Annotated in this window: 15 protein-coding genes and 1 tRNA gene; 6 read left to right on the top strand and 10 right to left on the bottom strand. The window is 43.6% G+C overall.

The annotated features are described in order from the left end of the window. Positions 1-161 precede the first annotated feature (161 nt). The 8 genes from MmiHf6_RS05410 to MmiHf6_RS05445 form a co-directional block, all read right to left on the bottom strand. Positions 162-1,529, bottom strand: a complete 1,368-nt coding sequence (locus MmiHf6_RS05410; protein ID WP_316556786.1) for a SufB/SufD family protein — start codon at positions 1,527-1,529, stop codon at positions 162-164. Between the two features lie 9 nt (positions 1,530-1,538). Then, the gene (locus MmiHf6_RS05415; protein ID WP_316556787.1) at positions 1,539-2,297 is read right to left on the bottom strand and encodes an ABC transporter ATP-binding protein; all 759 of its coding nucleotides are present in this window, start codon (positions 2,295-2,297) and stop codon (positions 1,539-1,541) included. A gap of 331 nt (positions 2,298-2,628) precedes the next feature. After that, complete coding sequence (locus MmiHf6_RS05420) at positions 2,629-3,846, bottom strand: energy-coupling factor transporter transmembrane component T family protein (protein WP_316556788.1); 1,218 nt, start codon at positions 3,844-3,846, stop codon at positions 2,629-2,631. 13 nt (positions 3,847-3,859) lie between these two features. Beyond that, positions 3,860-5,308, bottom strand: a complete 1,449-nt coding sequence (locus tag MmiHf6_RS05425) for an ATP-binding cassette domain-containing protein (protein WP_316556789.1) — start codon at positions 5,306-5,308, stop codon at positions 3,860-3,862. A gap of 163 nt (positions 5,309-5,471) precedes the next feature. Next, complete coding sequence (locus MmiHf6_RS05430; protein ID WP_316556790.1) at positions 5,472-6,089, bottom strand: biotin transporter BioY; 618 nt, start codon at positions 6,087-6,089, stop codon at positions 5,472-5,474. 384 nt (positions 6,090-6,473) lie between these two features. Next, positions 6,474-7,331, bottom strand: a complete 858-nt coding sequence (locus MmiHf6_RS05435; protein WP_316556791.1) for an Mrp/NBP35 family ATP-binding protein — start codon at positions 7,329-7,331, stop codon at positions 6,474-6,476. A gap of 525 nt (positions 7,332-7,856) precedes the next feature. Then, the gene (locus MmiHf6_RS05440) at positions 7,857-9,587 is read right to left on the bottom strand and encodes a right-handed parallel beta-helix repeat-containing protein (RefSeq protein WP_316556792.1); all 1,731 of its coding nucleotides are present in this window, start codon (positions 9,585-9,587) and stop codon (positions 7,857-7,859) included. A gap of 275 nt (positions 9,588-9,862) precedes the next feature. Continuing rightward, a complete protein-coding gene (locus MmiHf6_RS05445) occupies positions 9,863-10,042 on the bottom strand; it encodes a hypothetical protein (RefSeq protein WP_316556793.1) in 180 nt (59 codons plus the stop codon). 47 nt (positions 10,043-10,089) lie between these two features. On the opposite strand from MmiHf6_RS05445, the gene MmiHf6_RS05450 reads away from it, so the two are divergent. Next, a tRNA-Arg gene (locus MmiHf6_RS05450) sits at positions 10,090-10,162 on the top strand. 136 nt (positions 10,163-10,298) lie between these two features. Next, positions 10,299-10,748 carry an N-acetyltransferase gene (locus tag MmiHf6_RS05455; RefSeq protein ID WP_316556794.1) on the top strand — a complete coding sequence of 150 codons (450 nt, stop codon included), beginning with the start codon at positions 10,299-10,301 and terminating at the stop codon, positions 10,746-10,748. 73 nt (positions 10,749-10,821) lie between these two features. Here the strand turns inward: MmiHf6_RS05455 and MmiHf6_RS05460 are convergent, their stop codons facing one another. After that, the gene (locus MmiHf6_RS05460; RefSeq protein WP_316556795.1) at positions 10,822-10,989 is read right to left on the bottom strand and encodes a hypothetical protein; all 168 of its coding nucleotides are present in this window, start codon (positions 10,987-10,989) and stop codon (positions 10,822-10,824) included. A gap of 26 nt (positions 10,990-11,015) precedes the next feature. Between MmiHf6_RS05460 and MmiHf6_RS05465 the strand changes: the two genes are divergently transcribed. The 4 genes from MmiHf6_RS05465 to MmiHf6_RS05480 all read left to right on the top strand — a co-directional run bounded on the left by MmiHf6_RS05465 (position 11,016) and on the right by MmiHf6_RS05480 (position 16,193). Further along, positions 11,016-11,282: a hypothetical protein gene (locus MmiHf6_RS05465; RefSeq protein WP_316556796.1), complete on the top strand. Its 267-nt coding sequence runs from the start codon at positions 11,016-11,018 to the stop codon at positions 11,280-11,282. A 177-nt stretch (positions 11,283-11,459) separates the two neighbouring features. After that, positions 11,460-12,977, top strand: a complete 1,518-nt coding sequence (locus MmiHf6_RS05470; RefSeq protein ID WP_316556797.1) for a class I adenylate-forming enzyme family protein — start codon at positions 11,460-11,462, stop codon at positions 12,975-12,977. A gap of 167 nt (positions 12,978-13,144) precedes the next feature. Beyond that, positions 13,145-15,403, top strand: a complete 2,259-nt coding sequence (locus MmiHf6_RS05475) for an energy-coupling factor transporter ATPase (RefSeq protein WP_316556798.1) — start codon at positions 13,145-13,147, stop codon at positions 15,401-15,403. A 1-nt stretch (position 15,404) separates the two neighbouring features. Beyond that, complete coding sequence (locus tag MmiHf6_RS05480) at positions 15,405-16,193, top strand: energy-coupling factor transporter transmembrane component T family protein (protein ID WP_316556799.1); 789 nt, start codon at positions 15,405-15,407, stop codon at positions 16,191-16,193. A gap of 230 nt (positions 16,194-16,423) precedes the next feature. Here MmiHf6_RS05480 and hisC read toward each other — a convergent pair whose 3' ends face one another. After that, the gene (gene hisC, locus MmiHf6_RS05485) at positions 16,424-17,551 is read right to left on the bottom strand and encodes a histidinol-phosphate transaminase (RefSeq protein WP_316556800.1); all 1,128 of its coding nucleotides are present in this window, start codon (positions 17,549-17,551) and stop codon (positions 16,424-16,426) included. Between the last annotated feature and the right edge of the window lie 32 nt (positions 17,552-17,583).

Genomic DNA, 17,583 nt, shown 5'->3' on the forward strand with positions numbered 1-17,583 from the left:
GAAGCCAAACAATAATACGATTCGATAAATATCAATAACTTGAATGTTCTTTAAAACTTCAAGCAACAATTAACTATTATAATATTTAAGAGTATGGATGATTCTTACGCATTAAATTTAATGTCATGAAAAAATGATAAAAAGAAAAAGAAAAAAGCGAATTAAGATGCATCCGCCGTTTTCTTAATAATATCATCAATATCTTCTTTTAAAATTTCAGGAATACCTTCAATTCCCGCGCTCAAGAAACCGCGGACAATCAAACCTGTTGCTTCATTTTCATCAAGCCCGCGCGTCATCAAATATTCCACCTGATCACGCGCGATTCTGCCGATTGCCGCTTCGTGCGTCATTTCAACATCCATCGCGTGCGCTTCAAGCGCCGGAATCGCTTTTTGAGAACCATGTTCACTGAGAACCAAACCGTTGCATTCCAAATGACCGTAAACGAATGGCGCATTTCCGATAATGTCGCCGCGGGAAATCACTTCGCCGCCGATCGTAATCGTTCTTGAAATAATTTCAGTCTTCGTGTGCGGCGCGTTCAAATAAACTTTGCTTCCCGTATCCAAAACAGATCCGGGATGAGCAACAGCAATCGTGTTGAAGTAAGCCGCCGCGCCCTCGCCTTCCAAATAAGCAGACGGATTGGACTGAACCGATTTTGCAGGCTTCATACAAACATAATTGTTGGTCAGCTGACCGCCCTCTTCGATGCGGATTCCCGTTCTCGGGCGAACCTCGACCGATTCATCCCAATCATGGATCATCGAAAACGTCAGCTTGGCATTCTTTTTGACATACATCTCAGAAACACCGATATGAAGCGCGCGCTTAACATTGTCATGCGTCAGACATCCGGTCACAACTTCAAGCTCGGCGCCTTCTTCAACAATAATAATATTGTGAACCGTTTGAAGCGCCTTTTCCGAGCCGATCATCAAACAAGACTGAACGGGAGTATCCACTTTAACGCCCGGCAAAACACGAATGAAATAGCCGTCGGAATCCTCAACGAAACTCTCGGCCGTATATTTGTCCGTTTCCGGATTGACAAGCTTCCACATGTAATCCTGAAGCCAATCGTATTTCAGAAGCGCCTCCTTAACAGACATAATTTCCAAACCTTCTGTCGAAGAAGAACGATGAGAAACTTTATTGTTGTACATCAAAAAATTGCCGCCGGCATCGCCGTCAGCGGAAATTCCGACATTCGTTAAAGACGATTTGATCATCGAATCCAAATCGGTCATCTTATTGACCTTCAGCGACTCATCCGGAATATGATACATTTTCAAATCCACATGACCGCCGTACATGGCTTCCTTGTTCAATGACTTTTTGACGCGCTCAATCGTCTCTTTGTCATTTGCATTATTTGTGTTATTGTTTGCATTACTGTTTGCATTACTGTTTGCGTTTTTGTTTGCATTACTGTTTGCGTTTTTGTTTGCATTATTTGCATTATCATTTGTATTTTGATCTGCATTTTTTGCATTATCATTTGCATTGCACTTATTTTCTGCCATTTTTCCACCTCAGTCAAGCTGTTTCAAATCATTCAGCTTGCAGCGAATGCATTCTTCATACCCTTGAGTTTTGATTTCACTGAGCAAACGCGTCGGATTACCGGAGCACATAACGGTTCCGTCGCACAGAATGTACGCTTTGTCGGCCGCCAAATAATCCAAGATCTCGCCCGTGTGCGTAATCACAAGCGCGGATTTTCGATTCGGGTCTTTTGCAGTGCATTTTTTGTTGTCGCAAATCAGATTCTTGATCATGTTTCCGACCTGCGCCATGTTGACCGGATCGACGCCGGATTCAGGCTCGTCAAGCAAATAGAAATCGGGCTGCTGGATACTGAGCTGAAGAAGTTCGGAGCGCTTGATTTCGCCGCCTGAGAAGCCGACATTGATATCGCGTTCCAAAAAGCGTTCCATGTCAATGGAGCGGGCCATTTCATTCAAATTTGAAGATTTGCTGCCGGCTTCGATTTCCAATAAATCGCGGAGCTTAACGCCTGCAATGTTGGGCGGGCGCTGAGACATGATACCGATTCCCATCTTGGCGCGCTCATCAATCGGCGCTTCCGTGATGTCTTTGCCTTTGAAATAAATCTTCCCCGATGTCACTTTATAATTGGAGAATCCCATAATCGTGCTCAAAAGCGCGGACTTGCCGGCGCCGTTGGGCCCGAATAAAATCGTCGTCTCGCCCTTTTCCACCGTCAGCGATACATTTTTAAGAAGCGGACGCCCTGCCACCTCCACACATAAATCTTCAATTTGAAGCATCGTTTTGACTCCTAAAACTTAAAATTGTAAGCAAATTAAACATAAATTAAATGCAAATCAAATAAATTAATTTAAATTCGGATTTAATAACCCAATATGATTTGATAAATAAAAAGATTCTTAAAACCGTCTCATTTTGTCATTTATTTGACGTAATGCTATAAAACAACATAGTATCAAAAAGATACTTATTTGTTGATAGGTTTCTATAAAAAAATTCAAAAAAACAAAACAATATGACCTGCCCCTTGCATTTTTATTGAAATTCAATAATGACAGATTGTTCAATTGATTTGTTCAATTGATTTGTTCACTGATTGAAATGTCTGACTCAGAGATACGTTCCGATTGAAAGCTGGAGCCAGCCGACGGAGATGATGATAAAAAGCATCACAACGACAAATGAGCAGAAGAAAACGCCGTCTCTTTTGCCGAACTTCAATTCATTCATGGAAGTCTTGCCGACGCCGGTATATCCTCTGTTCAGCATCGCTCTTGAAACATCATCGGCAAAATTGATGATTGAGTTGACCAGTGATGTCGATATGATTTTAATCGCGCGCATCGGATGCTTTGACGGCCTGAAAGCGCGGGAAGTCGTCGACACTTTGATTTGAGCCGACGTTGAAATCAGAAGCGGTATAAACCGAATTGTCAGGAAGATCATGAGCGCCAAATCATGAGATGTAATATTCGCCCATTTCAGCGGAATCGGGCGAACCAGTCTTTCAATGCCCTGAACCAATGCCGATTGCTTTGTTGTTGCCGCCATCAATGATGCGAACAAAATCAGCAAAACGAATTTCAAAGCGACGCCGAGTCCCGTTATGAAACTGTACATACTCGGGTAAATCGAAAAACTCGTCTCAGGAGCAACTTTGATTTGATAGACGACCGGATGGTCTAAATTGATGCGCTTATGCGGATCAGGCTCTGCGGGAATGACTTCAACTGAAAATTCGCGAAGCTTCTCTTCGGGAATCTGATCAAGAGGGACTCTTTCGATTCTTAAATGACCGATTTCAAAATGAGCGTTCGGCTCGCCGGATTCGGAATCGCCTGCCTGCACGGAGGAATTATCAGGCGGCGGTTTAATGACAATAAAATAATCGACCTCACCGCCTTGGAGAATCACATCCGAAGACGGATCATGAACACCTCCAAAATACTGCAAGCGATAAATCTGATTTTCGCTGTCATATTCCCGAATCACGTATTGCTTATCAAATTCATTGATTCGGTCATCCATAATCTTCACCGAAAGCGTCGCGTCAGAAAAAACGGCTGCCGGCGCAAAAATAAACTGAAGCAGAAACACAAGAATGATGAAAAAGAGCATCGGTCTGACAGACACGACCAGCTTTTTAAGAGGAATACGCGCAATCGCGGCAACAACGACAAACAGAAGAAGAATAGAGATTAAACTCCACAAGCGATGAATATTGAAAATGATAATACTCAATATCATCAAAGTAATGATTTTTGTCCTCGGGTCCAATTTGTGTAAAAAGGATTTTCCGTCGACATAAGGTAAAAACTGTTTGTACATTTCCGCTCCGTTTTTAAATTGATTTGCCGTATGTGTTTCCGTTTTGTTCGTTTTGTTCAAATTGCTCGTTTCGATCGACTTGCTTGTTCTGTTCGTTTTGATCGTTATATTCAATCTGTTCGTTATGTCCGATTTGTTCGTTATGATTGACGTGTTCGTTATGTTCGATTTGTTCGTTATGTTCGATTTGTTCGTTATGTTCGATTTGTTCGTTATGTTCGGTTTGTCCGATTTGTTTTAAGATTTCTTCCGCTGCCGCTTTCGGGTCGGCAGTGGTTTCGGAAACGTCAATGCCGTTTTCACGAAGATATCTGAGCAATTCAACCATATCGGGAAGGCGGTATTTACCTGACGAAATATACTCCGAAAGACCGCCGTCAAATGCGATTTCACCTTTTTCGAAAACGATGATTCTGTCGGCTTTCAGCAAATCTTTGGGATTGTGACTGATATAAACAAGCGTTTTTCCGCGCTCGCGAAGCTCGTCAATCACTTTTAAAATGCGGTCTTCGGCAGCAATGTCAAGCATCGAAGTAACTTCGTCAAAAACGATACACTCGGGATCCATTGCCAAAACGCCTGCAATTGCCGCCGCCTGCGCTTCTCCGCCGCTGAGCGTTGAGGGGTCCTGATAAGACAAATCTTTGAGATGAACGGTTTCTAAAACATTGGAAACGCGCTGTTTGATTTCATCACGCGCCAGCCCGAGATTTTCGGGACCGAACGCGACGTCTTCTTCAACCGTATTTCCGACAAACTGCATGTACGGATTTTGAAAAACGATGCCGACTTCTCGATGAATCGCAGAAACATTTTTTCGGGATTTCGTGTCTTTGCCGAAAACTTTCATGCTTCCCGATGTCGGCCGCAGAAGACCGTTTAAATGGTAAGCAAAAGTGGATTTCCCCGAGCCGTTTAATCCGACAATGATCGTGAAATCGCCTTTGTAAATTTTCAAATCAATATTTTTTAAAATAGGAGAGCCGCCGGGATATGCAAAAGAAAGATTTTCCGCGTCAAATACGACTTCGCGCTCATTCGGATTTGAAGCGCTTTCGCTTTCCGAATCGGTTTCAGTTTCGGTTTCAATTCCGATTTCAGTATCAGTTCCAATCTCAGTATCAGTTCCAATCTCAGTATCAGTTCCAATCTCAGTATCAGTTCCAATCTCAGTATCAGTTCCAATCTCAGTATCAGTTCCAATCTCAGTATCAGTTCGGATTTTAGTTTCAGTTTTGATTTCAGAGCTGATTTCGATTTCAGATTCCGCTTCGGATTTGGAATCCTGCCCGGATTTGATTTCAAAATCCTGTTCCGATTTGATTTCAGAATCCTGTTCCGATTTGATTTCAAAATCTTGTTCCGATTTGATTTCAGAATCCTGTCCCGACATTTCGGATTCTGTTTCCGATCTTTCCTCGGAAATTTCTTCTTTCACGGATATTTCCGTTTTGTCTGCCATAATTTGTCCCCTCAGTCCGCATCATGTTTGACGAGGCATTCGTTTTTGATTTTGTATTAATGTTCGTATTAAATTTGTTTTTGTATTATTGTGATTTAATTTAGTGTATTGTGATGAATAATGATTTGAATGAAGTCAATTCGGCTTTCAATACCGTTTTACTTCAAAAATTTTTGAAATTCACTTTTTTAATGATTGACGGAGAAACCACTCCGATTGCAATTGATTTGATCATGTCGCCCGCAAAGAACGGAACGAAACCGCTCAAAAATGCGGTGCCGATTGGAATTGATCCCGAAAACGCGAAATGAACCGTACCGACGCCTAAGATAATAATGCTTCCCAATACGGCAATGCCGAACATGATAATGGAATCATTTGCTGATTTTTTGGAAATGTTTTCCGCACTTTTTGAACGTGCTTTTTTCCAAAAAATATCACTGAGCCAACCGCACAGGAATGCAACGATTATGAATGAATACAGATATCCGCCGGACGGGCCGAAGAGGATGCCGAGTCCGCTGTTGCCGCCTGCAAAGACCGGAAATCCGATGAAACCGACAAGAAGATAAACAATGACGCTGACGGTTCCCCAGTTTCTGCCAAGCGTCACCGCCGCAAGCAGAACGAAAAAAGTCTGAAGCGTAATCGGAATCGGCCCGATCGGAATTTTGATGTATGCGCCGACCGCAATCAGAGCCGCAAAGAGAGCAGCTAAGACCATTTTCTTAATTTTGACGGAATCGTCTTTGTTATTGAAATTATCAAGAGTTTCACTCATAAATACCACAGTTGGAAGAATAAATAAAAAATATAAATAAAGTAATATCAAATGACCCGATTGTAAACCAAATTGAATCGTAGAGTAAACAATCATTTTCATCGTATATATAATTTCTGAAAAGTACAATTCAAAAAAAAGTAATCGCCCGACAACGACAAATCGAGCGAATATAAATATGAAACGAACGATGAAAGGAATTGTAAATCAAAAAATTATAATTATCGGAATTTGATATTTGTTTCGAATTCGATTATTATTTGATTGCAACTCGATAGGATTTGATTGCGATTTGATTACAATTCGATTGTGGTTTGATTGCAATTTGATTGTAATTTGATTGCGATTTGATTGGTCAACTATTTTGATTATTTCGGTTGATGATTATTGTTTTAAACTGTTCTTTTCAACCGCTTCCAACACTTTTTTGAATTCCTTGGTCCATTCGGATTCGTTCATCATCCATTCAACCATTTTTCCTTCTTCTTCCGCTTTTGAAAAAGCGGGATCCATCGGCAAACGCGCCAAAATATCCGCGCCGAAATCAGCCGCCGCTTTCTCAAGACCGCTCGGTCCGCGGGAGTTGTAAAGATCAATGCGTTCATCGCAGTGCGGACAAATGAGCCCGTCCATGTTGCTGACAATTCCGGTCAGCGGAACTTCCAGTTTTTGAAGGAAAGTCAAAGATTTGCGGACGCTTGTGAGCGCAATGTCCTGCGGAATTGTGACAACGATTGCGCCGTTGTTTTTCGGCAAAAGCTGCATGATGCCGAGCGGCTCGTCTCCGGTTCCGGGCGGCAGATCGATGATCAAATAATCCAAATTTCCCCAGTCGACATCGGTGAAAAACTGCTGAATCGCGCCCGCTTTTGCCGGACCGCGCCAAATAACAGGCGTATCGTCATCGGGCAAAAGCAAACCGATTGAAATGACACCGAGATTCAGATTCGGCTCGGGCTTTGCGGGAATCATTTTATCGCCGACGACCTGCAAATCTTCCGGCTTGATTCCGAAAATTGCCGGAACGCTCGGCCCGTGCATGTCGCAGTCCATTAATCCGACATGATTGCCGGCAACGGCTAAGCCCGCAGCAAGCGCGCAGGCGACAGTGCTTTTGCCGACACCGCCTTTGCCGCTCATGACGACAAAAACGTTTTTGATGCGGCTCATATCAACGCCCGACTCGCGGGCGGGCTGACTCGGTCTTTGCGGCACTTTGTTAACAACATTTAATTCCGTCATTTTAATTCACCTTGATGATTTGTAATTGAATTTGAATAAGAATTTGAGCAATTGTTTTGAGCAATTGTTTTGAGCAATTGTTTTGAGCAATTGTTTTGAGCAATTGTTTTGAGCAATTGTTTTGAGCAATTGTTTTGAGCAATTGTTTTGAGCAATTGTTTTGAGCAATTGTTTTGAGCAATTGTTTTGAGCAATTGTTTTGAGCAATTGTTTTGAGCAATTGTTTTGAGCAATTGTTTTGAGTAATTGTTTTGAGTAATTGTTTTGAATAATTGAATTGAATAATCTGCTGATTAATGTAATGACTATGAATAAGACAGGTGATTTAAAAATTCGACTCTTCGGATGAGTACAGATTCAGACTCTGCAATCTGATGCGCGGCGGCATCGCGCGCGAGCTGCCACATTTTTGAATAAATTATCAAAAACGGAATTGATATTTGAAAATCAAAAAAGAATGAAGCAAAAAGTTTAAAAAAATAAGAAAGGTTAAAGGCTTCAAGCCTTTAACAACACAAATGCGGATTAACCGAACTTGTATTTTCTCTTTTCATTATATTTCCACAATAAAACGCCTGCAACAGCAATGATGACCAAAAGGACAATGGCTATGATGCCGTACATTAACCATTTCGTCCAGCTGCTGCCGGAGTCTTCAGGCTCGGGTTCGACCGGCGTTTGATTTGTTTCATTTTCAGAGGGCTGATCGGGCTCGGGTGTTTGTTCGTTGCCGCCGAGAATGTCGGCTGCGGGGTTGTCGGCGCTGCTGTTCAAAGCAACAGTGTAAACCTGAACTTTGTCGTAGCCTGCCGTGTATCCTGTGGATCTTGTCACTGCGGGAAGACCGTTTTGCATGACGAAAACATTCTCGACTTCAATGCCGGAGACATCGGTCGAATCAATCGGGAATCTGCCGTTTCCGTTATAGGTTCCGACCAAATTGTTGCCGCCGCTATTGACGGTTGCGTTGAGCTGGCCGAAGTCAACGTTTCTCGGATCAGTGTTTCCGACAATCACGTTGTTTGAAATCGTTGCAACGCTGTTTGAAATATTCAAACCGCCGCCGCCGACATCTTTTGCCGTATTGTTGGATTTGGCTGTGTTTCCTGCAAGAACCGATTTTGTCAATGTCGCGTTGCCGTCATTCCACAAAGCGACAGCGCCGCCGAAGAATTTGGCTGTGTTGTTGACTGCCGTAATGCCTGTTGCGTTCACTGTTCCGCGGCTGAAGAAAGCGCCGCCGTAGTTGGCGATGTTGTTGAGGAACGTACAGGTGTCAATTGTTGCCGATGCGTTGGCTGCAACGTGAATGCCGCCGCCGTCATCTGTTACATTGGCGTTTGAGAAAACGGAATACTTGATGGTTCCTGTGGAGCCGTTCATCAAAGTAATGCCGCCGCCGCTTCCGGTCGTGACGCCCTGGTCAAAGACACAACTTTCAACGATCAATGTACCATAAGAGGTGATGCCTGCGCTTTCTGTTGCGGTGTTGTTTGAGAAAGTGCTGTTTTTGAATTCAACGATCGTGCCTGAAGAAGCGTTGACCGGACTTCCTTTGGAAGTGATTGCGTTGTTGATGACGCGGGATTGGTTGGCCGTAATTTTTCCCTGGTCCAATTTGATCAAATTGTATTTGTCGGAGTGACCGTTGACGATTGTGTTTTGGAATTCGACGTTGCCGCTTTTAATGTAAAGAGCGCTGCCGTCTGTTGATGCCGTATTCTTGTAAATGGAAGAAGTGACGAACTTGACATTGCTGCTGTTTGCAACATAAATGCCGCCGCCTGTGTCGGCTCTGTTGTTCTGGATCGTACAGGCATCAAAAGTAACGTTTGCGCGGTCGATTAAAACGCCGCCGCCGGTTCCGTTTGTGACGTATCCGTTTTCGATTGTTAATTGTTTGAAAGTGACGTTTGCGCCGGAAACGGTGAAGATCGCCATTTCTTGCGTGACGGGGCTGGAGTCGCGTCCGACAGTGACTTTTGTGGTTCCGCCGACTGTGATGTCGTTGGAAATGTTTAATGTGCCGTTCATGATGGCAACGGATGTGACGTTATCGGCGAAAACGATCGTGTCGCCGGAAGATGCTTTTGCGATGGCTTCGCGAAGCGTCATGTTGTCTAAATTAATCATGCTCAGATTGACTTTGCCTGTGTCGCCGCCTGATGTAACGACCCATTCCTGGGCGGAAGCGACGCTTGTGAAAAGAAGCAAAATCAAGACAGATAAAACGAGTGTTTTTGCAATTTTCTGCATTTTTATCCCCTAATTTTCGTTGTAAAATAACCTACCTTTGTTAAAACGATAAACAAAATTTACTCATCTACATCGGGAAATCCGACATAATTAATGAATATGAATGAGCAAAACGTATATAAAAATATTTGAAGTTAAAAAAAGCATGTGCTGACATAGCGCCGTATTTTGAAAAACGAACGATTTTCGATTTTATTGTCGGGGATAAAAAGTAAAAATGGCGTACGGATTTGTTTGATGATGTAAAATAAAAACCGGGCACCTGTTTGAAAAATTTATAAAAAACGGAGCGGCTCGCGCGGGCGGGCGGCAGCCGCAAAAAGGTGGCGAAAAAAATCGCTTCGCGATTTTTTCATAAACGCCTCCCTCCCGCTGCAAACAAACACCGCCCTCCAACTGCAAACCGGCGAAGCCTGAAAATCGCAAAGCGATTTTTTACAAACACCGCCCTCCAAATAGAATAATTAATATGTAAGACAAACATTAGGAAAATGTTCAACCGGGGCGCGTGGCCTAGCGGATATGGCAGCAGCCTCCTAAGCTGCAGGCCGGGGGTTCGAATCCTCCCGCGCTCGCTGATTACAAATGAAAAACGAAATGAACGAACTCAATAAAAATAGAAAAACGATTTAAATCTGCATTCAAAAAATACCGATTGTTTTTTATTCTCACAATGAATTTGAAACAAAACAATTCTGCCGGGGTGGCGTCTTGATTCGAAAAGCAAAAATGAGCGACGTTTTTGAAATGAAGGAATTGATCAATTCCTATGCAACTGACGGGTGTATGCTGCCGCGTTCTTTGGACAGTCTTTATACATACATTCGGGATTTTGCGGTCATGGAAGACAATGGAAAAATTGTCGGCTGCTGCGGTGTTCATCCGGATTGGGAAGATTTGGGAGAAGTTGTTTCTTTCGCCGTCGCCAAACCGTACACGCGCCAAGGGAACGGAACGAAACTTTTGGAAGCCTGTATCGAAGATGCCAAAACGATCGGGCTAGGCAAATTATTTGTTTTAACAAGCAGCCCGGAGTTTTTCAAAAAGAAAGGATTCACCGAAATCAAAAGAGAAGAACTGCCGTGGAAAATATGGGCCGATTGCGTCAATTGTTCTAAATATCCGGATTGCAATTCGATTTCGCTGATTAAAGAGATTTAAAATATTTTTAATTTTTTTCTAAAATTTTCGTCCAATTTTTCTTCATTTTTAAAAACGGCAGGCGATTTTCAAATCAAAATGAAAAACGGAGCAGCTCGCGCGCGGCGGGTTGCTGCTGCGCAAACCTGACCGGCAAACGGAAACCTGAAGGTAGCGGCAACACGTTCGCGAATGCGAACGGATTACGATTAAAATGAGCAGATACAGGCAGAAGCGCAGACCTGACTCGCAGCAGCAACATTAAAAGACAGTTGCAGATTGTTCCGCTTGGCAGGAACCGCAACCGTAAAAGACAGTTGCAGATTGTTTCGCTTAGCAGGAGCCGGAAAGCAGCTAAAAGTCAGAGGTTTTGCATTTTTTGTTTCGTATGGGAAGAATCCGCCAAGTCTCGTTTCCTCGCTACGCTCGGAAACTCAACTTGCGGGGGCGGTTTTTGAAATATTATTCAATCTAAAATCAATTGAAACATCATCTTTTATCAAAATTATTCAAAACGGAACGCCTTCTTTTTTTCAAAGATTAAACATTTTTTAGGGTTTTATCGGGCGTTCGGGTTCAACGATTTTTGAAAATTGGATGTTTAGGTTTGACTTTTTTCAATTTTAATTTTGATTTTAATTTTAATTTTGTTGGATTTAGATTTCGGTAAAGAGAATGTTTATATTTGATGAACATATTTGTTCATTGTAGAACTTTAAAGGACATTGACTTATGTTAAACATAACCACATTTTTAGATGCAAATATGAGAAGACTTTCCAAAAACGTCTTTCATTGCCCCGAACGGGATACATATTACACATCTGCCGAAATTCTTTCAATCGCGTCGGGACTCGCCGAAAAGCTGAAAGAAAAAGGAATCGAGAAAGGCGACCGTGTTTTAATTTATTTGAATAACTCTCCCGAATATCTCTGTTCATACTTCGCGATTTGGAGAATCGGCGCCGTTGCCGTTCCGACCAACCGCGTTTACACAAAATTTGAGTTAGAATATATGATTCAAAACGCCGGCGTACGCCTCGTCATTACCGATGAAGACGGCGTTGATTCTTTCGATGACGAAAACGCCGATCTTTCACTTTCACTTTCATTATTTGTCCCGACGGGAATTGAAGAAATGAGAAATCATCCGATCCTGCCGCCGACGCCGACAAATCCCGAAGATTTGTGTCAAATTCAATACACATCAGGCACGACAGGAAAACAGAAAGGCGCAATGCTGACGCACGGCAACTGGCTTGCCGCCATTTCAAACGAAGTCGATGTTATGGAATTCACGGAATCCGACGTTTATTTAGGCATTTACCCGATGGGACACGTCGGCCTCAGCTGGGGAATCGCAGCACTTCGAGCAGGCGCGCTTTTCATCATGCAGGAACGCTACGAACTTGAAAATTATCTGCATTTGATTGAAACCCATCAAGTAACGGCACTCTCCGGAATGCCGCCCGTCATCCATTCACTTGTCAATTGTCCGTCCGGAACAGAAGAGCGTATCAAAACCGTCCGCGAAATCATTTCCGGCGGCGGCCCGCTTCACCATGAAATTTGGAAAACTTTTCATTACAGATACAATATTCCCGTCGTCAACGCCTACGGACTTTCAGAAACGATCGTCATCGGAACGGGAACCGTTATCCGTCCCGTCGATTATGCAACCGCCGACAAATTCCAAAGCGTCGGACATCCCGTTTGCTTTTCGGAAGTCAAGATCGTTGATGAAAACGATCCCGATCGCGAGCTTGAACAAGGCGAAGCCGGCGAAATCGCACTGCGCGGACCTGCCGTTGCAAAAGGATATTACGGCATGCCCGAAGAGACGAAAAAAGCATTTTTAGCCGACGGCTGGTTTTTGACCGGTGACATCGGCTATCTCGATCAGGATTTACGCCTTTGTTTAACGGACAGAAAAAAAGATATGATCGTCATGTCGGGCTGGAAAATTTATCCGACCGAAGTTGAAGACATTTTGCTTCGGCATCCGGATGTTGCTGACGCCGCCGTTTTCGGAATCATTCACCCCCACCGCGGCGAAATTCCGATTGCAGCCGTTATCTGGCGCGCGGGCTGCGAGAGCCCTGCAGAGTTGTCCGACTTTGCAAAAGAGCATTTAGCCGGTTACAAAGTTCCGAGACACATCCTGACCGTGGACGAATTGCCGCGGGTGAACGGATGGAAACTGCTCAGAAGAGAACTGCGCGCAAAATACGAATTGATGTTTACAGAATAAATTCGATAAACAATGACATTGATTCGAGGACATTCGAATTGTTTCAATTTTTAAAATTTTGAAACATCGAAAAACCCGTTTTACCGCGCGAATTTTAAAACCGGAAAGCAACGCCCGTGAAAATTTCAGCAAAATGAAGAAACATTTTAGGAATCAACAGATCTTACATGAAATCAAGAGATATCGCGCTTGTCGGCATTCTGCTTGCCGCCGGCGCTATTGCCAGATACATTTCCCTCTTTATACCGGGTGCGATTGTCGCGAATTTGACAATTGCATTCTATTGCCTCGCAATCATTTTAGTGGTCCCGAAATACAAAGAAACGCTCGGAATCGGATTGGTTGCGGGCATTATTTGCGCCGTTTTCAGCCACTCCGTCTTCCCGCTCGGAAATTTAATTTCGGAGCCGATCGGCGCTTTTGTCTGCCTTTTCGTCTATAAAGCGATTCGAAACAAAACCAAACTGCTTTCCCCCGTCATTGCAACCGCGATTGCAACGCCTGCAAGCGGATTTTCATTCATCGCCATTACATTTTTAGTGATGATTGCGCCGTCGGGAGCATCAACAGCGACAATGATTTCGTTTGTCGCTCCGCTTGTGCCAATCGTTCTCGGCGCGACAATCGTAAATGCCATCATCGTTCAGGTAATCGCATTGCCTGCAATGCTTTTGATGCAAAACGCCCCGACAATTGAAAAAACATCACATGAAAAACCGGCAGACAAAGACACGATTATCGGTCTTGAAAATGTCAGTTTTACATACAATACAGGAAAAAGTACAGGAAACAGCACAGGAAACACCAACGGAAACAGCACAGGGAACAGCATCGGAAACAATACAGGAAACAGCATCGGAAACAATACAGGAAACAACACCGAGAGCAATACAGGAAAAACTGATAATATTGACACATCTAAGCCCGCGCTTGAAAACGTGACGCTGAATATCGGCAAAGGCGAATTCGTTGTCGTGACAGGCTCGTCGGGATCGGGAAAAACGACATTCTGCCGAACCGTTACGGGAATTATTCTTCACTCGTACGGCGGAATCGTCGGCGGCGAAATCACTGTCATGGGAAAATACGCCGATGAATACAAAGATATGGAAGAACTCAGCACGGTTGTCGGAATGGTTTTTGATGATGCCGACGCTCAATTGATTTTTACGACCGTTGAAGAAGAAATCAGAACGGGACTTGAAACTCGAAAGCTGTCGAATGAAGAAATCGAAAACAAGCTGAACGATTTGTATGAGATGACGAATACCTGCGGCATAAAAGACCGCGCGCCCCACGCGCTTTCCGGCGGGCAGAAGCAGCGTGTCGCGTTTGCCGCGGCGCTTTCCAAAGAAACGCCGATTCTCGTTTTGGATGAAGCGACTTCCGAATTGGATAAAAACGCCCGAAAACGGGTTTATGAAGTTTTAAAATCGCTGGCCGACAGCGGCAAAACAATCATTCTTGTCGAACATATGGTCGATGAAACCGTTGATTACGCGACGCGCCAGATTCGTTTGGAAAACGGAAAAGTCGTTTATGACGGCGCGCCCGTTAAAGATTCTGCAGTTATTCCGAATTTTGAGCGAAAAGAATCGGGAATGAATGAACCGGAAATAAATGAACAGGGTATGAGCAAACAGGGAATGAACGAACAGGAAATAAACGAACAGGAAATGAATGAATCAAGAACAAAAGAGCCGGTTGCTTCCGTTAAAAATTTGGTTCATGTTTACGGCAACAATTTAAAAGCGCTCGATGATGTTTCGATGGATTTGTACGCGGGGGAAATTGTTGCAATTGTCGGTGAAAACGGATCGGGCAAAACGACTTTAATCAAACATTTAAACGGGCTTCTTCGACCGACATCGGGAATCATTGAGATTTTTAATAAAAATATCAGCGAAATGCGCGTTCCTGAAATTGCGAAAGATGTCGGATTGGTTTTTCAAAATCCCGACACGATGCTTTTTGAAAACACTTGCCGGAAAGAAGTTGAATTCGGTTTGAAAAATATCGGCAAGAATGAGTCTGTTGCGGTTTCGGCTGCGATTTCAAAAGCGCTTGCGGAAGTCGGTCTTTTGGAAAAAGAAAACGTCAATCCGCATTACCTCAGCCGCGGCGAGCGCCAAAGATTAGCGCTGGCTTGCGTTCTTGCAATGAATCAGTCGATTCTGATATTGGATGAACCGACGACCGGGCTTGATTTGAAAGAATCTTTTGAAATCATGGAACTTTTGATGAAAATCAGAAACGAAGGAAAAACGATTTTGATGGTAACGCACAGCCCGAAAATCGCTGAAATCGTCGCCGACAGAATTATTGAAATGTCAAACGGCAAGATTACGAATGTGACTTGCGGCGGAAAAAGTCAAACGGGCGAGATCATTGAAAGCACCGACATTGAAATCGCGGAAGGTGATTAAGATGGATGACATCATGCAATACACGCCCGGAAACGGATTATTCCACCGCCTCAATGCGATGACAAAAATTATTTTTGCAGTCGGTATGCTTTTTGCAGCCGTTTTGACAAATAATTTGTACATTTTAGCGGCGATGATCGTGTTCGTTGCCGTTCTTGCAGTCGTCTCGGGTCTCGGGAAAGCGCTTTTGAAACAAGTGCCGATTATCATTGTTCTCAGCGTTCTCTTGGTTCTGCTGACGGTTTTGACGATGAAAGACGGCGATGTTTTGTTCAACCTGATTCCGATCGGAAAAGGTTATGTTTCGGTGACGACGGGAGCGGTTTTGTTTGCCGTGACGATGAGTTTCAGGTTTGCCGTTTTGATTTCATCTTTCCAGATGCTTGTGATTTCAACGAAACCGAGTGAACTTGTCAACGCGCTTTACGTCTTGCACGTCCCGAGCGATTACGCTTTGATGTTTTTGATTGCGATTCGCTTTATTCCGACGCTTCAGCGCGAAGGTGCCCGAATCAATGAGGCACAGCTCTCCCGCGGCTACAATCCGGGCGGCGGCTTTATCGGGAAAATGAAACAAACGGGACCGGTCATGCTTCCGCTGATGCTCAATTCGCTTTCAAAAGCAGATACGCTCGGCTTGACAATCGATATGCGCGGATACCGGAAAGCATCGGAAAATAAAAGAAAAATCAAATACAAAGCATTGGATGTTTTAATGATTTTAATCACGCTTGCAATTTTAATTGCGATGGCGGCGATTGCTTTGGGATGGATTGTTTTGCCGATTTAATCAGACAAAACAATCAATTAAATCAACAAAACAAATCCAATCAAACAAATATCAAAAAAGTTGTTGAACAAAAATATTCAATAAAACTCAAACATCCGTTTTAATGAAAATATGAAAACCCGAACGCCCGTTCTCTTTTCTGAAGAGAAGAAAGACGGCGTTCGTTTTTATTAATTTGAAAGAAAAACGATGTTTCATTTTTGTTTTATTTTTTCGATTTCACTTATTAATCATTCTTCGTTTTTCAAAAATTCAAACGCTTCAATCACTTTTTCATTCACTTCAGGCGTCCCGATCGTAATTCTGACCGTATTTTTCCCGATATTCTGAAAAGAATCACAGCTTCGAATAATGATTCCTTTTCTCAAAAAAGCGTCAACCGCTTCCTGAGAAGTTTTCGGCGACACGTCAGCGATAATGAAATTTCCTTCCGACGAATACGCTTTGTAAGGCGTTTTTTCATTGATTGATGCAATCAGCTTTTTACGCTCGGACTGCACCATCTCAATGGCTGCATTCAAAGATTCCTGATCGCCAAGCGCTGCAACCGCCGCCGCTTCTGCCAAGATGCTGACCGCAAAAGGCGGCAGCACGCGCAGCAGCGCAGACGCGATCCAAACGGGCGCAATAACGTAGCCGAGGCGCATTCCTGCCAAGCCGAACGCTTTTGAAAAAGTTCTGCCGATGACAATATTTTCAAATTCATTCACAAGAGCGGATAAACTCCCCGCTTCCGAAAATTCGACGTACGCTTCATCAATGAAAATAATCGCGTTCGTCTTTTCGGCCAATTTTCGAACGTCTTTGGCTGCAATGACATTTCCGGTCGGATTGTTCGGCGAACAAAGCCAAATGATTTTTGTCTTGTTCGTCACCGCTTTTAAAACAGCGTCGACATTGAGTGAATAATCGGGATTCAGATTCACATGAACAGGAACGCCGCCGAGACCCGCCGCTGAAATTCCGTAATATGTAAAAGTCGGAACGGGAACAATGACTTCATCGCCGCTGCCGACAAATAATTTATTCAGCGCGTCAATCAGACTGTCCATTCCGGGACCGGACGCAACGATATTTTCAATCGGAAAGCCCGTGTATTCCGTTAAAGCGCGGCGCAAATTGGAAGCGTCCGCCGTCGGATAAAGCGACGCGTTTTCGGCTTCTTTTTGAATCGCCTCAATCACTTTCTTTGACGGGCCGAGCGGATTTTCATTTGAATTCAGCTTGATAATCGTATTCGGATCAAGCCCGTAAGCGGCAGCGATTTGAGACGTCGTCTTCCCGGGAACGTATTCCGGCACGTTTAAAACGGAATCTTTGAGCAAAGAAGCGTAAATTTCCTTTGATTTCTTGGTCATTGAAAGTTCTCCGTTTTCATTTTGAGTTAATA

This window comes from Methanimicrococcus hongohii (assembly GCF_032594095.1).
GTDB lineage: Archaea > Halobacteriota > Methanosarcinia > Methanosarcinales > Methanosarcinaceae > Methanimicrococcus > Methanimicrococcus hongohii.

Excerpts from the sequence above, each read along its gene's own strand:
- MmiHf6_RS05410 (WP_316556786.1), bottom strand. The coding sequence starts at position 1,529 with ATGGCAGAAAATAAGTGCAATGCAAATGATAATGCAAAAAATGCAGAT.
- MmiHf6_RS05415 (WP_316556787.1), bottom strand. The coding sequence starts at position 2,297 with ATGCTTCAAATTGAAGATTTATGTGTGGAGGTGGCAGGGCGTCCGCTT.
- MmiHf6_RS05420 (WP_316556788.1), bottom strand. The coding sequence starts at position 3,846 with ATGTACAAACAGTTTTTACCTTATGTCGACGGAAAATCCTTTTTACAC.
- MmiHf6_RS05425 (WP_316556789.1), bottom strand. The coding sequence starts at position 5,308 with ATGGCAGACAAAACGGAAATATCCGTGAAAGAAGAAATTTCCGAGGAA.
- MmiHf6_RS05430 (WP_316556790.1), bottom strand. The coding sequence starts at position 6,089 with ATGAGTGAAACTCTTGATAATTTCAATAACAAAGACGATTCCGTCAAA.
- MmiHf6_RS05435 (WP_316556791.1), bottom strand. The coding sequence starts at position 7,331 with ATGACGGAATTAAATGTTGTTAACAAAGTGCCGCAAAGACCGAGTCAG.
- MmiHf6_RS05440 (WP_316556792.1), bottom strand. The coding sequence starts at position 9,587 with ATGCAGAAAATTGCAAAAACACTCGTTTTATCTGTCTTGATTTTGCTT.
- MmiHf6_RS05460 (WP_316556795.1), bottom strand. The coding sequence starts at position 10,989 with ATGTTGCTGCTGCGAGTCAGGTCTGCGCTTCTGCCTGTATCTGCTCAT.
- MmiHf6_RS05470 (WP_316556797.1), top strand. The coding sequence starts at position 11,460 with ATGTTAAACATAACCACATTTTTAGATGCAAATATGAGAAGACTTTCC.
- MmiHf6_RS05475 (WP_316556798.1), top strand. The coding sequence starts at position 13,145 with ATGAAATCAAGAGATATCGCGCTTGTCGGCATTCTGCTTGCCGCCGGC.
- MmiHf6_RS05480 (WP_316556799.1), top strand. The coding sequence starts at position 15,405 with ATGGATGACATCATGCAATACACGCCCGGAAACGGATTATTCCACCGC.
- hisC (WP_316556800.1), bottom strand. The coding sequence starts at position 17,551 with ATGACCAAGAAATCAAAGGAAATTTACGCTTCTTTGCTCAAAGATTCC.